The sequence below is a fragment of the Paenibacillus crassostreae genome, assembly GCF_001857945.1.
In the GTDB taxonomy this organism is placed as follows: Bacteria; Bacillota; Bacilli; order Paenibacillales; family Paenibacillaceae; genus Paenibacillus_AQ; species Paenibacillus_AQ crassostreae.
This window is the reverse complement of record NZ_CP017770.1, coordinates 2,766,668-2,789,009: the sequence shown is the minus strand read 5'-3', so window position 1 is coordinate 2,789,009 and position 22,342 is coordinate 2,766,668. Positions and strand designations below refer to the sequence as shown.

Annotated in this window: 19 protein-coding genes; 13 read left to right on the top strand and 6 right to left on the bottom strand. The window is 40.1% G+C overall.

Going from position 1 to position 22,342, the window contains the following annotated elements:
- Window positions 1-5: 5 nt before the first annotated feature.
- The 6 genes from LPB68_RS12945 to LPB68_RS12920 all read right to left on the bottom strand — a co-directional run bounded on the left by LPB68_RS12945 (window position 6) and on the right by LPB68_RS12920 (window position 7,837).
- A complete protein-coding gene (locus tag LPB68_RS12945; protein ID WP_068660542.1) occupies window positions 6-2,921 on the bottom strand; it encodes a PAS domain S-box protein in 2,916 nt (971 codons plus the stop codon).
- A gap of 267 nt (window positions 2,922-3,188) precedes the next feature.
- Complete coding sequence (locus LPB68_RS12940) at window positions 3,189-3,545, bottom strand: nucleotide excision repair endonuclease (protein ID WP_068660544.1); 357 nt, start codon at window positions 3,543-3,545, stop codon at window positions 3,189-3,191.
- An 86-nt stretch (window positions 3,546-3,631) separates the two neighbouring features.
- The gene (locus LPB68_RS12935) at window positions 3,632-5,041 is read right to left on the bottom strand and encodes a hypothetical protein (RefSeq protein WP_068660970.1); all 1,410 of its coding nucleotides are present in this window, start codon (window positions 5,039-5,041) and stop codon (window positions 3,632-3,634) included.
- 79 nt (window positions 5,042-5,120) lie between these two features.
- Window positions 5,121-5,822: a histidine phosphatase family protein gene (locus LPB68_RS12930; protein WP_068660545.1), complete on the bottom strand. Its 702-nt coding sequence runs from the start codon at window positions 5,820-5,822 to the stop codon at window positions 5,121-5,123.
- A 146-nt stretch (window positions 5,823-5,968) separates the two neighbouring features.
- Window positions 5,969-6,943 (bottom strand): aldo/keto reductase, encoded by a 975-nt coding sequence (locus LPB68_RS12925; protein ID WP_068660548.1) that lies wholly within the window; start codon window positions 6,941-6,943, stop codon window positions 5,969-5,971.
- A gap of 21 nt (window positions 6,944-6,964) precedes the next feature.
- A complete protein-coding gene (locus LPB68_RS12920; protein WP_068660550.1) occupies window positions 6,965-7,837 on the bottom strand; it encodes a LysR family transcriptional regulator in 873 nt (290 codons plus the stop codon).
- A gap of 172 nt (window positions 7,838-8,009) precedes the next feature.
- Here LPB68_RS12920 and LPB68_RS12915 point away from each other — a divergent pair, with 172 nt between their 5' ends.
- The 13 genes from LPB68_RS12915 (at window position 8,010) to LPB68_RS12855 (ending at window position 22,191) form a co-directional block, all read left to right on the top strand.
- Window positions 8,010-9,008: a DMT family transporter gene (locus LPB68_RS12915; protein ID WP_068660552.1), complete on the top strand. Its 999-nt coding sequence runs from the start codon at window positions 8,010-8,012 to the stop codon at window positions 9,006-9,008.
- A 467-nt stretch (window positions 9,009-9,475) separates the two neighbouring features.
- Window positions 9,476-10,069, top strand: a complete 594-nt coding sequence (locus tag LPB68_RS12910; RefSeq protein ID WP_068660553.1) for an NADPH-dependent FMN reductase — start codon at window positions 9,476-9,478, stop codon at window positions 10,067-10,069.
- A 183-nt stretch (window positions 10,070-10,252) separates the two neighbouring features.
- Window positions 10,253-10,585 carry a heme oxygenase gene (locus LPB68_RS12905; RefSeq protein ID WP_068660555.1) on the top strand — a complete coding sequence of 111 codons (333 nt, stop codon included), beginning with the start codon at window positions 10,253-10,255 and terminating at the stop codon, window positions 10,583-10,585.
- Window positions 10,586-10,834: 249 nt separating this feature from the next.
- Window positions 10,835-11,857, top strand: a complete 1,023-nt coding sequence (locus LPB68_RS12900; protein WP_068660557.1) for an agmatine deiminase family protein — start codon at window positions 10,835-10,837, stop codon at window positions 11,855-11,857.
- Window positions 11,858-11,895: 38 nt separating this feature from the next.
- Window positions 11,896-12,774, top strand: coding sequence for an N-carbamoylputrescine amidase (gene aguB / locus LPB68_RS12895; RefSeq protein ID WP_068660559.1), 879 nt, complete (start codon window positions 11,896-11,898; stop codon window positions 12,772-12,774).
- 74 nt (window positions 12,775-12,848) lie between these two features.
- Complete coding sequence (locus tag LPB68_RS12890; protein ID WP_068660971.1) at window positions 12,849-13,544, top strand: response regulator transcription factor; 696 nt, start codon at window positions 12,849-12,851, stop codon at window positions 13,542-13,544.
- Complete coding sequence (locus tag LPB68_RS12885) at window positions 13,537-14,544, top strand: sensor histidine kinase (protein WP_068660561.1); 1,008 nt, start codon at window positions 13,537-13,539, stop codon at window positions 14,542-14,544. Before LPB68_RS12890 ends, LPB68_RS12885 begins: the two co-directional genes overlap by 8 nt.
- Before the next feature lie 104 nt (window positions 14,545-14,648).
- A complete protein-coding gene (locus LPB68_RS12880) occupies window positions 14,649-15,170 on the top strand; it encodes a PadR family transcriptional regulator (protein ID WP_068660563.1) in 522 nt (173 codons plus the stop codon).
- Between the two features lie 89 nt (window positions 15,171-15,259).
- Window positions 15,260-15,961, top strand: coding sequence for an ABC transporter ATP-binding protein (locus LPB68_RS12875; protein WP_198402178.1), 702 nt, complete (start codon window positions 15,260-15,262; stop codon window positions 15,959-15,961).
- A 28-nt stretch (window positions 15,962-15,989) separates the two neighbouring features.
- Window positions 15,990-16,742, top strand: coding sequence for an ABC transporter permease (locus LPB68_RS12870; RefSeq protein WP_068660567.1), 753 nt, complete (start codon window positions 15,990-15,992; stop codon window positions 16,740-16,742).
- 157 nt (window positions 16,743-16,899) lie between these two features.
- Window positions 16,900-17,661, top strand: coding sequence for an ABC transporter ATP-binding protein (locus LPB68_RS12865; RefSeq protein WP_068660569.1), 762 nt, complete (start codon window positions 16,900-16,902; stop codon window positions 17,659-17,661).
- Window positions 17,651-19,597 (top strand): FtsX-like permease family protein, encoded by a 1,947-nt coding sequence (locus tag LPB68_RS12860; RefSeq protein WP_068660571.1) that lies wholly within the window; start codon window positions 17,651-17,653, stop codon window positions 19,595-19,597. The genes LPB68_RS12865 and LPB68_RS12860 overlap by 11 nt, the downstream gene beginning before the upstream one ends.
- 221 nt (window positions 19,598-19,818) lie before the next feature.
- Complete coding sequence (locus LPB68_RS12855) at window positions 19,819-22,191, top strand: nitric-oxide reductase large subunit (protein WP_068660973.1); 2,373 nt, start codon at window positions 19,819-19,821, stop codon at window positions 22,189-22,191.
- The last annotated feature ends 151 nt before the right edge of the window (window positions 22,192-22,342 follow it).

Genomic DNA, 22,342 nt, shown 5'->3' with positions numbered 1-22,342 from the left:
TTACACTAAGATGCTGGAATAGATATGGAAATGGCTAATCCATTATGCTCAGAAGGGCGGAATTCTATCGTTCCATCCATACTACGAACTCTTTCCCTCATACCGTATATTCCCATCCTTGAATATGAAAAATTTACTTTAGTAAGATCCATTCCAACCCCGTTATCCTCATATTTTAAGGCAATATGATCTCCTACACTAGACAATAGGATACGTACCTCCGTTGCCGAGGAATGCTTAGAAGCATTCGCTAATAGTTCTTGAACAATGCGATAAACCCCTATAAGTTGAGATTCACTTAATGTATGCATGAAATGAGTTGCATTGAAATTAATACTATAATTACTGCGCAATTGTGTAAAATCGAACAAACCCTCTAGAGAAGAGGTAATTCCATTTCTGCTTAACATAGGAGGTCGTAGTTCATTACAAGTGATACGGATCTGATAAATAACATCCAATAACCCTTCCGAAATTTGCTTGAGTTGCTGTTGAAATTCACCTGTAATGCGCTTATCCAACAGAAGAAGATCTAGCTTACGGTACCAGATAATTTGCTCTTGAAGAGCTGAGTCATGTAAATCCTGCGCAAGATGCTTCCTCTCATTCTCAGATAAATTGAACATGAAACGCAGCAACCATGTTGGAGCAATTTGCTCAGAGGTAGTCTGTTTAAGTTCATTTGTTATATTCTCAATCGAGAGGAAATTATCCAATAGAACACTTACATAACGTGCAATTGTCTCTAGCCATACTCTTATAGAAGTGATCTTTAATGATTCCGGCTTTTCATCTATATATAGCAGATAATCTCTCCCCGCGATTACACCAACTTTAAGAGAGTAACCAAGCTCTGATTCTATAATCTCGCATAAGTTATGTTCATTATATTCATGATGGTTGACTTTAACTAATCTAACATTTGTAACCCCTAATATTTCTTGCACTTCTTGCAACAATCTCTGCTCCAATTGACTGACTTTCATTACGGCAAAGAGATCATGAGAGAACTGGTCCAAGCTTGTCTGCAAGTGGAAATACCGCTCTTCGCTTTCACGAATAATTTGCTCCGTACGTTGCCTATCCTTTTCCACCCTTTTTCGATCGCTGATATCACGAAATATAGATATACCTACGAATTCACCTCTATAAAGAATGGAGCTTGCTATAACCTCAACATCAATAATCTTACCATCACGTTGAATGATTCTTTGCTCAATATGAGCGGAGTCCTTGTCTGATTCATACTCTCCACCCCAGCGCTTCATAACCAATTCTATATATTCTGGATGTACCCAATCAAATATAGACTGTCCAGTCAGTTCATTCGCATTCGAAACCCCGAATAACTTAAGAGCTGCTAGATTTAAGCTTATAAACTTAAAATCCTTATGAAGAACAATCGCTTCAGGTGACAATCTAAAAATCTGACGATTTAATTCCTCACTCTCTATCAACGCCGATTCTACTTGTTTCTTCTCCGTAATATCTTCAAACATCAGATGTAAGGAGGATGATTGAGTATCATATATTGACAGCACAGATACAAAGATCACATTGCCATCCGAGCGGACTAACTGATATTCCGTAGGAAGGCAATATCCATTTAATATCGTATACTCCATTCTCTCTCTAGCATACTCTCGATAGTCTTCATGGATCCAATCCATGATATTCTTCTCAGATACATTCCGATTGACCTCAACACCCAACATTTTTGCACCAGCCGGATTAATATAGGTGATTTTCTCATCCCTATACACAGCAATTGCAACTGGGGACAGTTCTACCAACCTGCGATAACGTTCCTCGCTTTCTAGCAGTTCTCTCTCTACCCTTAAACGCTCTGTGATATCTTCAATCAACAATAGCGTGGTCTCTGTGATATTGTCATATACCCTTGTCGTCTTAACCTCAATGTACCGGCCATCTAATCGTCGTAGTTTATATTGTTCATATCTATTCCATTCATTGTCTATGAAATATCTTTCATAAATTCTATTCTCCCGCCTACTGTTGGCATGAAATAAGTTGTCGATGGATTCACCTATTAATTCCTTCGAATGAGTGGCACCAAGTAGATTCAATCCCGCAGGATTGATCGCTATAATCTCACCCATCCGATGCGAAATTATCGGCTGCGGAGACATCTCCTTCATTCTCCGAAAGCGATCTTCACTTTCACTAAATTTCTTCTGTATTCTCCTATTTACCGTAACATCTTTCGCATTCACGTAGACACCCACGACTCGGCGATTTACATAAATAGGTATATTCTTCATCGCCCAGTGAGCCACTTCACCATTCTTGTGGCGAGATGTCAACGAATACTGAGGAGATTGCCCCTCTAAAGTTTTCTCAAAACAATCACTGATGAGCTCATCATGCTTCGATTCAAACATATCCTTGAGGGTGATATCCCCTTCAGCTACACTTATTTGCTCTTCTAGAATAGGAGCCGCAGCAGGATTGACTTCTACAACACATCCGTTAAGATCCAATTCATACACAACATCTGAGTTGTATATGAATAGAGATTTATACCGTTGCTCACTTCTGTACAAGGATTCTTCTCCAACTTTCCTCTTCGTTATATCCAGAATCACCCCAGTCACTGAGATGATATCATTGTTCATACCCTGAACAGGAATACCTACATTTTGAACCCATCTAATCTCATTGGATTGTATAAGAATGCGATACTCAAGACTACTCGTCTGACCAGAAAGTAAGCGACTCATATGATCATTGAATTTATGTACATCTTCCGCATATACCATTTCCTGTAACACATTGGATCTCTTGAAAGAATCCTCATACGAATAACCTAACCATCGCTTATATTCGTCCGAGATATATAATAAATTGTTGTTCATATCTATAGACCAAGTGATTGCATCCTCGCTATTCATAAGATTCATTGTTTCGTCCACCTTCTTCATAACGCACTTTCCTTTACCATAAAATTAACAGATTACTTCCAATGGGTAAATCCTACTAATTAACTGCTACTAATGAACTATGATAAAAAATGGGTATTTACTCCTTTATTCTTCCAAGGAATTATTACCCATTTTATTCAGAAATGACTCATGGTATTTATGAACAAATGATCCTATTTTGGACAAGCAAAAAGCAATAAGTTTTGTCAAAATCGACTATACTTATTGCTCTCCATACATCGTATTTTACTTGAATAACACTTTCTCTACATTGTATTTGGCCTTCAGCTCATTCACAATATAGGTTTCATAGATTTCCCTATGAACTGGATCCTCAATCAAGCAAACATCGATCTTAGTTACTTCTTCTCTATGCATTTTCATCGGGGATGTCGTATCCTCGAAATGTTTCTTTATTCTCGGTCTCAGCTTCCTAGCCTTACCCACGAATAATAACTCCTCATTGGCGTTGTAGAACATAAATATTCCACCCATATCTCTAGGAATCTTTATGAAATCCGTAAACCCATAGATATGGCTTAGCTGAGGATCGACTTGTTTCGTAATGGAAACATCCGGTGTTGGAATGGTTACAAGAATCACTTTAGCTCACTTCCTCGTTCTATATAGGTGTACATACTATCACATTTCTTCATCCAACACCATGTTCTATATTGTATATACTCTGATCAGACCAGAAACATCGCTACAATCGTAGTAACCGTAAGACCTATTAGTACAGGTTTCAGATTCCGTCTTGCAAGCTCGAACGGACTTACACCGCAGATGGCTGCTGCAGGAATCAAGGCCCAAGGTATCAGAGTACCCCCGCCAACCCATATAGCTGAAACCTGCCCAAGTGCGGTTAATGTAGCGGCACTCGACTGTGTAGCGACCGCAAACAATTGAGCAATCGACCCTACAAGGGAAATACCCGAGAATCCAGATCCATCCAGACCTGTGATGGCTCCAGTAACCGTTGATGTCATAGCGCCTACAGCACCATTTAAAGGAACATTACCTGCAAGCGCGACACCTAGATCATTCACGATGCCATGTGATGCCTCTGGAAGTACTTTGCCGAACAGGTCCGTGAATGCTGCATCGCCTAGATAGAAAAAAGCAGCAATCGGTATAACGGGACCGAATACCTTAAATCCAAAAGTAAGCCCCTCAATCAAATACGAAGTCACCTTTTCTAGTCCTTGATTACGATGACTTAACAATGTCACCATGATCAGAATGATAATTGCAGTTCCACCTACTAATGCAGTAGCATCTCCACCCTGTAGCTTGAGTAGGAACATAGCTACTACATCGATAAGAAATAAGAGTGGAATCGCGATCGCTAGCCCTTTTTTAAGACGTACATCGATGACCACTTTAGTATTATCTTCGTCTACGGACTGAGTAAAGACAGCACTTTTTCCGGATACAAGTCCGTCCCTCCATGACCCCTTCTTCATATCTCTACGCATCATCCAGAATGCCGTAAATGTTGTCACCAACCCCATCACGATAACAAGCGGTATACTCGCTGTCATGACACTGTTCACAGAAAGGCCTGCCGCGTCTGCTGTTAATTTAGGTGCACCTTGAATAATATAATCACCCGAGAGTGCAATTCCATGACCAAATAGATTCATCGCCATTGCCGCTCCAAGAGCAGGCAGACCAACACGGATCGCCACAGGGAGTAATACCGCACCAATTAATGCCACAGCAGGCGACGGCCAAAAGAAGAACGATGTTACCATCATAATCAGACCGATTCCCCAAAAAGCTATACCTGGGGTTCGCAAGAAATGGGTTAGCGGAGCAACCATCATCTCATTAATCCCCGTACGAATTAACACTTGACTCATCGCTACAATAATTGAAATGATCATAATGGTGCCCATCAATTCCTTCGTAGCATAAATAAATGAATTGAAAACACCCGATACAGATCCACTTAATGACTCTGTAGCAAGCAGGCCAAGCACAAAGATTCCCGCTACACATATCATCGTAGTATCCCGTCGCTTAATTAAAATCGCCATAATGAACACGATAAATGCCAAATACACATAGTGGATTGCGGTCAATTGAATGCCAATCATCACATCACACCCTTCTCCCTAAACCTGTAGTGGTGCTATATGATATGCGGGGGCATGGGCATGCGTTCAGATTGTTCTACATATGATTTCCTAGTAATCCACGCGGTCGAGCATTCATCCCATTAGCATAAAGATGGGAGGTATCTCCCAAGGCTATGCATCTTGGAAGCGCATAATGCTGGCTTCGTTCCTCGAACAAGATCGTTGACACTGAACTTGGAGCTATCCAGAATGAAGACCAAGCCAATGACAATGGAATCTGTAACATATGTGAAAGCCATGCGAGACCGAACCCACCGTGACATACCATAGCAATCTTCTTCGTAGATGGTTCCATGATCCGATAGAGACCCTTCTCCCTCTGATAATGATGTCGCAACAAGAATTCATCAGAAGAAGCTTGCAACTCACTGTATCTCATTCTGAATTCCTCTTGCTTCAACCAATGATCATTCTGGTCACTCCAGATCCGTCCTCCACTGGACACCTCAGGAATCTGTTCTCCTGGATAATCCCATATTGGTCCTATACCCTCTTCCATCTTAATCCCTGACCAATCCAATTCACGCGTCCAAGCTTCCATTTGAATCGTAAGTCCTGTTTCCTTGGCAATATAACTTGCTGTGGTCTGTGCTCTACCGAGCGGTGAAGCATACAACTCATCTAGACCAATGGAAGCCATACGCTGTCCCAAAGCCGCAGCCTCTTGATGTCCGAATTCCGTTAAATCATCGATAGCATAATCCGGGTCGGCGTGACGTATAAGAAATATTTGCATATCTACATACTCTCCTTTATTTATTTCTCTCAAGCTGAAACGGCTACGCCGTCCTTTAAAGGACGGTATCCGTCTCTGCCGAAATATAAGTGTATAAAGTATGAAGTCAAACTTATACTTTCTTATATTTTAAGAAATATCCAATCTTATGGTAATCGATAGAAGGCGAATCGCTTGCCATAACGAAATGGCTCACTCATCTGATCCAATGCTTGTGTGATTTCGGGATCCAGAGGAATAGCCATACTTTTCAAGTTATCCTCCAGTTGATCTACACGCGTAGCACCTACAATAACTGTCGAGACAGCAGGTCGATCCATAAGCCATGCAATGGAAAGCGCACTAGGACTATAACCACAATCGGTTGCTAGCTTACTAACATTCTGTCCAAGGGTAATCGTTCGATCATCCAGAAATCTTCTGAAGTTAGGGTCTGTATCTGCTCTAGAGCTTGAGGGCACCTCATCTGCGGCAAAGTATTTGCCCGTCAAGATCCCTCCAGCTAGCGGAAAATAAGGAATAATACTTACACCCTGATCTATACACATCGGGATAAGCTCCCGTTCGGGTGTTCGATCTGCGAGAGAATAACTAACCTGATCAGAAATATACCGTGTAAACCCTTTAAGTTCGCTAATCCCTAATGCCTTCATCAATTCCCATGCAACATAGTTAGATGCTCCAATATAACGAACTTTTCCAGAACGAACCATATCATCTAAAGTACGCAATGTTTCTTCTAGTGGCGTGTTGGGGTCAAAAGTATGAATCTGATACAAGTCAATATAATCCGTTCTTAAACGTCTAAGACTTTCCTCCAATTCTTGTTGAAGGTGGCCACGTGAAGATCCTCTACTATTCGGACCATTCCCTTTCACTAGACCCGCCTTTGTCGCTAATACAACTTCATGGCGTTTCCCGTTCAGAGCTTCCCCAATGATTCTCTCCGATTCAGAGCCCGCGTAGATATTAGCCGTATCTAAGAAATTAATACCACTGTCCAAGGCATGATGGATGATCTGAGTGGACACGGCTTGATCAGCACGTTTCCCAAATGCATTTGTACCCAATCCTAATGCGGATACCTCGAGTCCACTATTACCAAGTCGACGATATTTCATACTTCTCCACTCCTTCTCTCACTATTGTGAACTGACATTAAGACTTGTTAGCTCAATGATTTCATCGATAAAAGATTGTAGAGTACCCGTCAGGTAGGCATCATTCCGACGGATAAATACCGTCGTAATGTTCTGATACGGTTGAGGTAAACGGTGACAATGTACCGTACCCTTGGCTGCCAGATCTGTAACAGACGATTCAGGAATAACCGTTATTCCAATACCTGCCGCGACACTCCCGATAATCGTTCCAAAGGTGCCAAACTCCATCACTTGCTTAGGGATTATTCCTTCGATTCTCATCCAACTCTCTAATCTCTCACGATATCCACAGCCTTTTTTATAAAGTAACAACGGCTTTCTTGTGATATCTTCCATTGATAAGGAGCTACTCCTAGAGACAAGCACCAGCTTCTCGCTGATCACCTCGATCTGATCTATTAAAGGATGCCTGATCGGACCTGTCACGAATGCGCCATCCAGCTTCATATCGATAACATCCTGCACGAGTTGCTCCGTCACACCAGCCTGCAACGACAATTCCACATTCGGATACTTGCGATAATAAGTAGATAGAATAACCGGCAGGGCATTCACCGTCTCCACAATCCCAATATCAAGAATACCCGAAGGTTCACTCGCCTGACTGAACACATCCTTCATTTCATTAACTTTCGATAAAATATCCCTAGAATATTCAAGTAGTCGTTTGCCCTCCGTATTCAAGGTCATACCACGCTTATGCCGGTAGAACAACGGTGTCTGAAGCTCCTTCTCCAACAATTTAATTCTCGCTGTTACATTAGATTGCACATAGCTTAACTCTATCGCTGCCTTACTCACACTTCCGTGCGTGGCAACACTTTGAAAAATAGCTAAGTCATTAAGCTCCAACCTACTTCACCTCTGTTCATCAATGGCCTATTTCTATCATCATTATAAATGATATCAAAAACCACTTTCAATCATTTTACGAATGAATCCCACTCTTTTATTATTTATATTTAGGAATAGTACAAATTTACAATACAAAAAATTAGAGAAGGCAGTGGGGGAAGAAATCATCATGGCTAAGAAGCAAATCATTACAGGATCAATTCTATGCTTGATTGCAAGCATGTCATGGGGAGCTATGTTTCCCGTTGCACACATTGCGCTACAAAATATCAATCCATTTTATTTTTCACTTATCCGTTATTCTATCGTCAGCCTCATCCTTGTCATTCTGCTCTGGGTGAAAGAAGGCCGAGCCGCTTTTCGCTTAGAAGGAAGAGCAAAATCACTTCTCTTCTATGGAACAATGGCCTTTACGGTCTACAATATGTTGGTCTTCCTTGGACAACATCTTATGGGAGATGCCGGTACGGTTGCTGCTTCAATCATGGAGGTACTGATGCCAATGATCTCCATTCTCGTCTTGTGGATCACCACCCGAAATAAACCACAGAAATTTATGGTGACAAGTATCGTCATGGCTTTGATTGGTGCGTTACTAGTCATTACCAATGGTAAACTTTCTTTCTTCATGATGGCTGGTCAACATCTATTGCCATTGCTCCTCATTTTCACAGGCGTTGTTGGATGGGTATTATATTCGATGGGCGGAGATTCATTCAAGGACTGGTCCCCTCTACGTTATTCAACATTAACCTGCGTGCTTGGAACAGGAGTATCCATGATCTTCGTAGCTTCTGGTTCTGCTTTACAACTTATTGCTGTACCCTCATGGCAAGATATTTTGTCCGTTAAATATGAGATGTCATTCATGGTATTATTGCCAGGACTTGTTGCTTTGCTAAGTTGGAATGCAGGAATCAAAATGTTATCTCCACTAAATGGTATTCTGTTCATCAATTTCGTACCGATTACTACCTTTATTCTAATGGCACTGCAAGGTTACGATATCAGTATGTACGAAATAAGTGGTACTCTTATCATTATCTTTGCACTGATCCGGAACAATGCTTATGAGCGAAAAGCTTCAGCAAACGCTAAAATAACAACTAAAAGGCGAATCCCTTTACCAACGAATCTGGAGAATTATCAGGAGAAGAGCGTGCATTAATTGCATGTTCTTCTTTTTGTATGAATATTTTGAAAGATTATTTCAGCTTACTTGTTTCAAATTAGTCTAATTATCATTAAATATGCGTATCTTATTAAGATCTTTATTCTTCTAAAAAAAAGTAAGGGTATAACCTTTCAAAAGGTATTGACAAAAAGAAATCAGTGTATTAATATTATCTCATGTTCAAAATATCATAATTTAAGATGGTTAAGGATTGTTACGGAATTAAGGAAAGTATGGCCTCAACCCTCACATATTTGTTACATGAATCAGTTTCATAATCGCCTATTAAATAGATTTGCATAATTATGAAATTGATTCTTACAAAATTTTATTGAGGCAGTTGATTAGAAATCCCTAGTTATAGCAATTAATAATAAATAGGGACTATACCATTCCAAGATAAAGGAGCTGATCCTTTCCAATCATTCGAATAACACAATATTTTATAGGCGGTGCAAGTTATGGGTATCTTAAATAAATTATTTGGTACATCAACCAATCAGGAGGAAAATATAATGACTAAGTTAAACATCGGTATTATTCTAGGAAGTACACGTCAAGGACGTGTTAGTCCACAAGTTGGAGAATGGGTGAAAGGTATCGCTGACAAGCGTGGGGATGCTAATTATGAAATCGTAGATATTGCAGAATTCAAATTACCATTTCTAGGCGAAGCTGATCCTGGTCCAGGTGCTGCAGCTTGGTCAGCAAAGCTATCTAGCCTTGACGGATTCGTATTCATTACTCAAGAATACAATCACAGCATTACAGCAGCTTTGAAAAATGCATTGGATTTTGCGCGCGATGAGTGGAACAATAAAGCGGCGGGTATCGTAAGTTACGGTTCCACTGGTGGAGCTCGTGCAGCGGAACATTTACGTGGGATTCTAGGTGAGTTACTAATCGCAGACGTTCGTGTACATCCAACACTATCATTGTTCACAGATTTCGAGAATGGATCTGTATTCAAACCAGCTGACCTGCATCTTGATAATGTGAATGCTATGCTTGATCAAGTTATCGCTTGGAGCGGTGCATTGAAAACTTTAAGATAATAGCAAACATCTCAATGTATTATGAAAGAGAAGGATCATCCATGATCCTTCTCTTTTTTTGCGTATTCTTCATATCTGCCTAGATTTGCAATCTCTTCATAAAGCTTTACAATAAATATTAGAATCCCTGCTCAGTTATTGAGCTAGATCCATTCAAATATGAAACCAAAGGAGCGGTATGCAATGATCGTCGTAACGAATAGAATTAAAGTAACAAAAGGAATGGGTGCTGCCATGGCCCCAAGATTTACCGCACCAGGTCCATTGGACTCTTCAAAAGGGATTATTAAAGTAGAGGTGTTGTTAACACAAAATCTAGAAGAATATGATGAGTTGAACGTGAATATGTACTGGGAATCGCAAGATGACTTTATGGCATGGAGAAATAGTGACGCCTTCAAAGCTTCTCACAAACGTCCAGAACCAGATTCTGCAGAAGCTAAAAAAGCATCCCCGATCCTGGGTAGTGAAATGATTACGTATGAAGTGGCTACTACGAGAGAAATCTCTCAATAATATATAACTCATTACAAAGGCTAAATATCTATATATAATCTTCTAAGTCATATATTGAACATTGAAAAGGGACATTTCATGAGAAAATGTCTCTTTCCTATGTTCTGAACCTCACTTGTCATCACGTTATATTCCTAGAACACTTCAGAGTATTCATGTTGTGGTAGGAAACAAGTTATTATATGATAAGATCTGTACATCCCACTGAGTCACGGGGATAAAGACACCACAATAGATGCGAGGTAAATCATGAATCCAAGAGACTTATCATATACAATGCCACCCGAATGGTCCGAACATTCACGTACATTCATTTCTTGGCCTGTCCAAGATTCAATGTGTTACCCTGATAATTATGAAGAAGTATGCAAATCATACACCCTGACCATTCAAGCCATTGCTGAATTTGAACCTATCACTGTGATCGTGAATCCATCTGATATGGATGGTGTACAAGCCTTGTTCTCGGACAATAATCAAATACAATGCTTAAGTATTGAACATAATGATGCTTGGCTTAGAGATAACGGGCCAACCTTCATTGTCAATCAAGAGGGTGAAGTAGCAGGAATCAACTGGGGCTTCAACGCCTGGGGTGGAAAATACTCCCCTTGGGATTTAGACGATCAAGTAGCTCCTCAGATTCTTGAACATTTTGCTATTAGAAGATTTGATGCACCTCTAGTGATGGAAGGGGGTTCGATCCATGTCGATGGAGAGGGCACACTCATCACTACAGAAGAATGCCTACTTAATCCCAATCGAAATCCACATTTGAATCGCCAACAAATTGAGGACATACTGAAACAGTTCCTCAATATTGATAAGGTTATTTGGCTAACAAGAGGGTTGAGTGGTGACGAGACGGACGGTCATGTGGATAATATCGCATGTTTCGCTGCACCGGGGAAAGTAATCCTACAGGTCTGCGATGATCCTACCGATGAGAATTACGAGATCACTCAGGAGAATCTACGTATACTTCAACAATCTTATGATGCTAAGGGTAGGAAGCTTGAAGTTATTCCAATCCAACAGCCCCCTTATCGGGCTCACGGGGAACAACGCCTTACCTTAAGTTATTTGAACTTTTATTTCGTGAATGGTGGAATTATTTTGCCTGTCTTTGGTGGAACTGCAGTAGAAACAGATCGGCTTGCCGCTGAGAAACTCAAGATGGTATTCCCAGATCGAACTATACGCACCGTAGACGGTATGGGTATTATCCGTGAAGGTGGCAATGTGCATTGTACAACGCAACAGATGCCGTAATATACCAAGCTTTTTAATACAGCAAGGAGGAACAATAGATGCGTTTAGTCAAAGTAGCAGCTACACAAATGAGTTGTTCATGGGATATTGAAGATAACATTCGGAAGGCGGATGCATTAGTTCGAGAAGCTGCCCAACAGGGCGCTCAAATTATTCTCCTGCAAGAATTGTTCGAGACTCCGTACTTCTGCCAGAAGGAGAAATCGGAATATTATCAGTATGCAACAGCGCTTGAGGACAACCCAGCGATTAAGCATTTCCAAGAGGTAGCTAAGGAATTGAACGTTGTGTTACCCATTAGCTTTTATGAGAAAAAAAATTATGCGAGATATAATTCATTAGCAGTTATTGATGCAGACGGTGTAGTGCTAGGACATTACCGTAAAAGCCATATTCCAGATGGCCCAGGGTATGAAGAGAAATTCTACTTCAACCCTGGCGATACAGGATTCCAAGTATGGTCCACCCGATACGGGAAAATTGGCGTAGGCATTTGTTGGGATCAGTGGTATCCAGAGGCAGCTCGTTGTATGGCATTAATGGGTGCTGAGTTACTCTTCTACCCTACGGCAATCGGTTCAGAACCTCAGGATAGTAACATCGATTCTAAGGATCATTGGCAGACCTGTATGCTCGGACATGCTGCGGCTAACCTGATTCCAGTTATTGCATCGAACCGCGTGGGTGTGGAATCCGATGAGGATTTCAAGATTACCTTCTATGGTTCCTCATTTATTGCGGGACCTCAGGGGAATAAAATTACAGAAGCTGGTCGTCAGGATGAAACGGTATTGGTTACAGAATTTGATCTAGATGAATTGGAAATTCAACGTCTAGAATGGGGCGTATTCCGCGATCGAAGACCTGATCTATACAAGATTATCACCACATACGATGGTTCAACCCAAGTAAAATAGATATGAAATAGATATAAAGGGGACCTCAATCCATGAGGTCTCTTTTACAATAACCTAAAAGTGTGGTGATCCCTTTGTTTAAACTCTTGTTAATTGAAGATGATACAACACTATTTCTTGAGATCAAAGATCGATTATCGCAATGGTCTTATGATGTCTATGGGATTACAGATTTCAGTCGTGTCATTGAACAGTTCTCAGATATTAAACCTGATCTAGTTATTATCGATATCCAATTGCCTAAATTCGATGGATTTCACTGGTGTAGAATGATTCGATCGCATTCGAATATCCCAATTATCTTCCTATCCTCTCGCGATCACCCGACAGATATCGTGATGTCTATGCAGCTTGGTGCAGATGACTATATTCAGAAGCCTTTTCACTTCGACGTGCTCATTGCCAAAATTCAAGCGATTCTTAGACGGGTCTACAATTACAATACCGATACGATTGAACTCAAAATATGGTGTGGAGCAACCATCGATTATGAGAAAAATTTGATCAGTCATGATTCTGGAACAATTGAGCTTACCAAGAATGAAATTTACATACTAAAATTGCTCATTGAGAAGAAGAATAGGATCGTCACCCGTGAGGAATTAATGAATAGCTTATGGGATGATCAGCGGTTCATCAGCGACAATACCCTAACTGTCAATGTTAATCGGCTACGAAAAAAACTGGATGAGCTCGACCTAGGACGCTTTATTGAAACGAAAGTTGGACAAGGTTACATGGCTATCGAAGAGGCTACCACCTATGATTAAACAATATATCGTCGAACGGCGTAGTTGGATCATTCTTTTTATTCTCTTACAATTTCTATTGAACTTCATCGCTTATATGGATTCGGCGATCCCAGTGATGTCCATCCTCTATGTCAGCTTTCTATCTACAATCATTTTTACATTCTTCTTGATCATCCGCTACAATATCGAAACGAGATTCTATCGAAGTCTAGTAGAACGGGAGAATAATCTTGATTTAACGAGTATAGCCACTCCTAGAAGCCCCTTTGAGATCTTGATTGAACAGAGTATGACTAGTCAAGCCGAGCTCTTGAACCGGGTTGCTTCGCATAATCTAATGACTTTAGAGCAAGAAAAGGATGAATTATTATCTTGGATACATGAAGTGAAGACGCCCTTAACAGCTATGCATTTGATGATAGATCGTATCGACGACGAGACCATGAAAACCCATCTCACGTATGAATGGTTGCGAATTCATCTCCTGCTGGACCAACAACTCCATCAAAGGCGCATCCCGTTTATAGAGAATGACCTATTTATTGAAAATATAGCTTTAAAAGATATCCTTTTTAATGAGATTAAAACTTTACAATCCTGGTGCATTCAAAAAGGGATTGGCTTTGACATCCAGTTAGATGTACAAGAAGTGCTTAGTGACGCCAAATGGTTGGCTTTCATCATTAGACAACTCTTAACAAACGCGGTGAAATATAGCGAACCATCCGATATTATTATCAGTACCGAGCAACGAATGGATCATACTATCCTAATCGTCAAAGATGCTGGGCGTGGGATTGACCTAAGAGATCAATCACGCATATTTGACAAGGGGTTCACATCAACAACCATTCATCAAGACAATGCCGCGACAGGCATGGGATTATATTTAGCTAAAAAGGCAGCCCAGTCATTGCTCATCAACATCCATGTAGAATCAGAACTCGGAGTAGGATCGACCTTTACTTTAACGTTTTCCAAGAGGAATGAGTTCGTAAAGGTCACAGGGGCATCATAGTCAATTAGTGTTGTTGACACATATTATGATATAAGCTATGCTAAATTTAGTAATAAACAACGTTGGATATCCGCGTTTAACTATTTAAAAATGGAGGGATTTGAATGGTTAATCTAATTGTTCTTGCTCTCCTTCGTCAACGACCGATGCACGGTTATGAAATTCAACAAATCATTCAGACAAGTCGAATGGATTTATGGGCAAATTTACTATCTGGTTCCATATATTATTCCCTAAATAAAATGGAACGGGACAGTCTAGTCCGAACAGATAGCGAAGAGCGAACCGGTGCACGTCTTCGTAAGATTTATGCCATAACGGAAAAAGGCGAGGAGTTATTTCAAAATTTGATACGGGAAACACTAACCTTATCCCCACATTCGGTCAAATCTGATTTCACTCTAGGGTTAAGCTGGATCGATGCCATCCCCAAGGAAGATGCACTTGAATTGTTGAATCGAAATTTAAAACAAGTTGAAGAAACGCTTCTTCTATGGCATAGCGGGAAAGAATTGAAGATGAGCTATGGTCTGTCCGCATTAGGGGAAGCTTCTTTCGATAATGCCATCGCGTTATTAGAGCAAGACCTTACGTATATCAAACGAATTATTGATTTGCTTGAATAATATAATTATGTTCGCCGTTATCTTTTGGCGAATTTATTATATCTAAATATCCAAGATTGGATATACTATGTTGGCTAAGGAGATGACTTATGATGGAAATCGTCGTTCACGCACGCGGTCTTGTAAAGAAATTTGGTAACCGAGCCGTTGTAGACGGTCTGGATCTGTTCATTGAAAGAGGTGAGGTATTAGCCATTATTGGTCCAAACGGTGCTGGAAAGTCAACGACCCTTGATTTGATCTTGGGCTTGAAACAAGCCGATGCAGGATCGGTTACTTATTGGCGAGAAGACCCTTTTCATCAGATCGGTGTTCAATTACAATCCACACCTTTCTTCCCAGGATTCAATGCACTAGAAAACATGCGGATGTTCGCCGCTTTCTACGGTCTTCGTTTAACAAATAATGATATCCTATCTATCCTTGATCAGTGCGATCTCAGAGAGGTAGTCCGAACCAATGCAGACCGTCTATCCGGTGGTCAACAGAAACGCCTATCCATCGCTATGACAATTATGCACAAGCCGCAACTCCTATTCTTAGATGAACCAACCTCCGCGTTAGACCCACGGGCCCGCCGAGAAGTTCGCAACCTTATACAATCACTTACTGCTACGGGTACTTCAATTATTTTTACATCACATGATATGGAAGAAGTCCATAAGCTCGCTACTCGTGTGGTCATGATTAATGCTGGGCGAGTTCAGGCAGTGGGTACACCTGAAGATCTGCTTACTGAATATAACGTGACTAGCTTAGAAGAACTCTACATCCAATTAACAGAAGATTAAGATATTTCACTTTGAAAGGGGCATCCCAATGATCATTATTCTAAAAACAATGCTTGCTGGAATTTTTAGAGATGTTCACACCTTGATCTTAACGATCATGTTGCCGATTGCTTTGCTAATCGGCTTAGGACTTTATTTCGACAGTCCCGCTTATTCGGAACGGTTGGTTGTGGGAATACTAACGACAAACTTATTGTTTGGTGCAACCATGGTCACTGCATTTAATGTTATGGCACAGCGAAACAGAGGTATTTACAAACTACTTCGTGTAACCCCCTTTTCGACAACTGCATTCATCTGCTCAATGACAGGTGCTAGGGCCGTGCTTACTATGCTTGTGAGCTTCATCATTATTCTTTTAAGTGTATTTGTTTTTGGTATTACAGTGAGTTTATCGGGAATAGCGTTTATGCTCTTGACTCTGCTTGTAGCTACGATATGCTTTACAGCCATAGGATTCATTACGGCGAATGTATCTAGAGATGAGAACAATGTGAATATGATCTCTAATTTATTCAGTTTCCCTATGTTGTTTACGAGCGAAGCCTTTTACAGCATGCAAAATACACCTGATTGGCTACAAAACATTGCCAGATTACAACCATTCCACTATTTTGTGCAGGCCATGTCAGCTGCTCTTCATCCCACTGGACCGACAGAAGATGTCTGGATATTCCTTGCAGTACTTATCGGATTCGCCATTCTTTGTTTACTAGTTGCTGTCCTCACATTTCGCTGGGATACGGGTATATCCATAGGAAAAAAATTGAAAAGCCTGTAACCCGCTGTATCCAGACATAGCCGAAAGTCCTTATAATTGGTTGTGAGCATGTGACAACAATGTCACATGCTTCGTTGTTTTGTTCGATCAATCGAAGGATAAGATTGGATGACTCTTTTATAATAAGGATATCGAGTGAAAAAGGGAGTGTATACAATTGATTATTTTAGAAGCAAATAAGCTACATAAAAGCTACGGTAATAAGTTCAATAAGCAAGAGGTATTGAGTGGTCTTGATATCAGCATTGAACAGGGAGAATTCGTGAGTATTATGGGTGCGTCAGGATCAGGGAAGACGACATTACTTAATGTACTATCTTCTATTGATAAGATAAGTCATGGAACGATCAAAATTGAAGGAACTGAAATTTCAGGAATGAAAGAAAAGCAGTTGGCTGAATTTCGAAAGAATAATTTAGGCTTTATTTTTCAGGAATATAATCTATTAGACACACTGACAGTGAAGGAAAATATCCTGTTACCACTATCGATCACCAAGACACCTAAGAAAGAGGCTAATCTGAAATTTAAAGAGGTCGCAACAGAACTGGGCATTTTCGATCTCAAAGATAAATACCCCAATGAAATTTCCGGAGGTCAAAAACAGCGTACATCCGCTGCACGAGCATTTATTCATGAACCAAGTATAATTTTTGCAGATGAACCTACAGGGGCACTTGATTCTAAATCCGCATCCGATTTATTAAACAAAATGAGCGAACTCAATCAGAAAAGAAATGCTACGATCATTATGGTGACTCATGATCCTGTAGCAGCTAGCTATTGCAGTAGAGTCATTTTTATCAAAGACGGACAAATCTATACGCAATTAAATAAAGGGGAAGAAACGAGACAGGACTTCTTTAAAGACATTATGAAAACGCAAGGTGTATTAGGTGGTGTGCAGAATGAGCATTAATCAACTCATCTTCCGCAGTCTGAAGAAAAATCTGAAGAATTACTATCTCTATGTCTTTGCCTTAATCTTTAGTGCAGCGCTTTATTTCGCATTTGTTACGTTACAGTATGATCCATCTATGGATCCTGCAGAAGGGTCTGTAAAAGGAGCCGCAGCAATTAAAACAGCATCCGTTCTCCTTGTGGCTATTGTCTCCATTTTTCTGTTGTATGCAAATACTATCTTTATTAAAAGACGCAGTAAAGAAATTGGATTATTCCAATTAATCGGGATGACCAAAAACAAGATTTTCCGTATCCTTACGGCTGAGAATTTAATCTTTTATTTCGGTTCCATCATCATAGGGATCTTAGTAGGATTCTCTGTTTCCAAGTTAATCATCATGATCTTATTTAAGATTATAGGTGTAGAAGCGATCGCAACACTTCAATTCTCTTTCGAAGCACTGATCCAAACATGTATTGTATTCGTTGTGATCTATCTCTTCATTATGTTGATGAATTACACATTTATTAAGAGACAGAGTATTCTATCCTTATTTAGAGTGAGATCAACAACAGAAGTTACAGTGAAAAAGATTTCCTTCCTTGAAATGAGCATCGGTATTGCTGGCATCCTATTGATCATTGTAGGGTATTATATTTCTTCGAAGTTGTTTGGTGGAGATTTCGTAACGATAACTGAATTATTCTCCGCAATGATCATTATTCTGGCTTCCGTCATCATTGGAACCTATCTTTTCTACAAAGGATCTGTCCGTTTTATCTTTAATATCATACGAAAAAGGAAAAATGGTTACCTAAATATTAATGAGGTATTGTCCCTTTCATCCATTATGTTTCGCATGAAATCCAATGCCTTAATATTAACCATTATCACGACTGTATCTGCCCTGGCTATAGGATTATTATGCTTAACCTATATCTCCTACTACTCCGCAGAGATGTCAGCGAAAGTGGCTTCTCCTTCAGATTTCGCTATTACCGATATTGAAGGTGCCGAGCAATTCAAGGCAGCATTAGACAGTCATAATATTCTATATACCGAACAGATCATAGATGTCATTCAAGTGGAAGTTAATCTCGAGTCCATCATGGATATAGATGCAGCGAAATCGATGCTCGGCCTTCACACAATGAGGATGCCCGTCATAAGTGAACAATCTATTACGGGTGTAACCTTGTCTGAAGACGAGTCCCTTTTCACTGGGGAGAGTAGTGCGTTACAACAATTTATATCTTTCAAGAACTCTGGGCCTATTGAATTCAAGGGTCAACATGAAGTCATTCCGCAACAATATATAGGATTAAAGAAAGAAAGTGTCCTATCATCGTATTTCACAGGTGGTGGCTTACCGGTGGCTATTGTAGATGATGCCGTATTCCAACGATTAAGGCTTGATTTAGATCCGGCTATTCAAGAGACATCATCTCTATATATCGGAATTGATTTGAAGAATTCTGCTCAAAACAAAGAAGCTAATGAGCTTTTCCATGAGATCGGCTTTAGCGATAAGAACTCATATGCTTCTCAGCTTCAATACAGTAACAACCAGAAGCAGAATATGGGGCTAATCATGTTCATTGTAGGTTTCTTAGGGTTAACCTTCCTAATTACATCCGGCTGTATTCTCTACTTTAAACAGATGGATGAGAGTGAAGATGAGAAAGCGAGTTATACCATTCTTCGAAAACTTGGTTTCACACAAGGAGACTTGATCAGAGGAATACAAAGGAAACAGATATTCAATTTTGGAATTCCATTAGTTGTTGGTCTTCTCCATAGCTATTTTGCAGTCCAATCAGGGTGGTTCTTCTTTGGTACAGAGCTCTGGACACCGATGGTAATCGTTATGGTACTATACACGGCTCTATACTCGATTTTCGGCATACTATCCGTGTTCCATTATAAGAAAGTGATTAAAGAAGCTCTATAATCATATAAGTCAACAGCTCCAGGCTACCATGCTCTGGAGCTGTTATTTTTTTGGAATACTTTGTGAAAAAATTCTTATTTATGTCGAAATTACAGAAAAATTGATCTGGATCAATTTTCATTGATAATCATTATCATATAATGGAGAGGAAATAAAGAGATGATCCGGTTTGAGATAAAGTATTGAAAGGAGTGTTTGAAGTGAAATTTAAGAAGCCTAGTATGAATCAAGTGAATAAGCCAAAAAAGACAGCCTACAGTTTTATTAAATCGATCTGTATCGCAACCTTAATACTTGTCTTCACCGTTCTATTAGTTGGAGGGTATTGGATATTTAAGACGGAAGCACCGCGACCTGTTGTAACCGATACTGCTGGTGAAGTTATTATGACAAAGGACACCATTCAAGGAGGTCAAGCTGTTTTCCAAAAATATGCTTTAATGGATTACGGAACAGTACTAGGGAACGGCTCGTACATGGGTCCAGACTATACTGCTGAAGCCTTGAAAGTCTACACTGAGGAAATGCAAAACTTCTATGCAATGCAAGAAGGTGTGATCTCATTTGCTGAACTAACTGTAGACAAACAAGCGGTCATTCGTGACAAGGTAACCACTGAGTTGCGAGAGAATCGCTATAATGATGATACCGACACCCTGGTCTTAACCGATGCTCAAGTGTATGGTGTCGAACAAGTTAGAGCCTTTTATCGAATCGTATTCACTGAAGGTGATGGCTGGGCATTACCCGCCAATCTTATCCAAGAAGATCATATGCCTGAAACAAGCCGTAAATGGGTAGCTGAAGGCGATCAAATCACTCAAATATCTGATTTCTTCTTCTGGACAGCTTGGTTATCAAGTACTGAACGCCCAGGTGAAACATTCTCATACACGAATAACTGGCCTTACTATGAAGATGCTGGAAACGTGATGACTTACTCCTCTGTTCTTTGGAGTGGTGTAAGTATTACGGTGTTATCTTTAGTTATGGCATTAGTATTCTTTTTATTTCGTCGGTATCATTTGGAGATGAAAGAGTCTTATACCGCTGATAATTTCCCGAGAATAAATTTAAATGCTATACCTGTCACAATATCACAAGTAAAATCAGTGAAGTTTTTCGTAGTCGTAGCGATACTATTCTTTGTTCAAGTTATGTTTGGAGCATTTTTAGCTCATTATTATACTGAACCCACTGGTTTCTTCGGAATGGAATGGATTGTTGATTTATTACCATTTAGCTTCGCAAAGGGTGCCCATCTCCAATTGGCAATCTTCTGGATCGCGACCGCTTGGTTAGGTGTAGGTATCTATATAACTCCAATTGCTGGTGGACGTGAGCCTAAACGCCAAGGACTTTTAGTAGATATTCTATTCTGGGCATTAGTAGTCATTGTGTTCGGAAGTCTTATCGGTGAATGGTTAGGTATCAACGGATATTTAGGAAATCTCTGGTTCCTACTTGGTCACCAAGGATGGGAATACTTAGAGTTAGGACGCTTCTGGCAGTATTTACTTGCCGCTGGTATGCTACTTTGGTTATTTATTATCTTTAGAGGGATTAAGAGTTCGTTGAAACGTGAACCCGATCGGGGTGGACTTATTCACCTTGTGTTCTATGCTGCAATTGGTGTTCCGTTATTCTACTTCGCCGCTTTCTTAATTCAACCCGGTACTAGCTACACGATGTCGGATTACTGGCGTTGGTGGATTGTCCATCTATGGGTTGAAGGTATTTTCGAAGTATTCGCGGTTGTCTTGATCGGTTTCTTATTAGTACAAATGAAACTGGTAACGAAGTCTTCAACGATTAAAGCGTTGTACTTCCAAATCATCCTTATCTTAGGTGCGGGTGTACTCGGAATTGGACATCATTATTACTATAATGGTTCTGCAGAAGTCTGGATTGCTATCGGTGCTGTCTTCTCAGCCCTAGAAATTATACCGCTAACTTTATTGATTCTTGATGCGTATCAACAATATAAAATGTTGCGTGATGGTGGTGTAGACTTCCCATACAAATCAACCTTCTGGTTCCTCATTTCTACTGCGCTTTGGAATCTAGTTGGTGCCGGTGTATTAGGATTCTTAATCAACCTGCCTGCGGTCAACTATTTCGAGCATGGTCAGCAATTAACACCTGCACACGCGCATGCTGCCATGATGGGTGTATATGGAATGTTCGCGATTGCTCTAGTTCTATACGCCTTAAGAAATGTCGTTAATCCAAAGGCTTGGAATGATAAGCTTCTGAAGTTTATCTGCTGGACATTAAATATAGGATTAGCAGGCATGGTGTTCGTTACCTTGTTACCTATAGGATTCATCCAATTTAAAATGGCATATGATGATGGTTATTGGGTATCACGTGATCCACTAACATATTTCGGTAATGAGACCGTTCAGAATTTCTTATTATTCCGATCCGTCCCAGATACCATCTTCTTAATTGGTGTTATCGCATTCGTGTTCTTCTGTATTAAAGTATTCTTCAATCTACGGAAGCCAACACATGGTGAGAATGAGTCATTACCAGTTGAGGATTTAACATTTGATGATGAGAATGAAGTGAATCTCCCTTCACATGAATAGTCAATTAAGCCTGATATCTTAGGTTATTTAATAAATCAAGCATAAACGCCTTCGGCGTCCTTATAAGGACGGTAAGTGTTTAAGCGAGAAATATAAGATATAAAGTATAGCGTAAAACTTATACTTTCTTATATTTTTAAAAAAGCCTTAG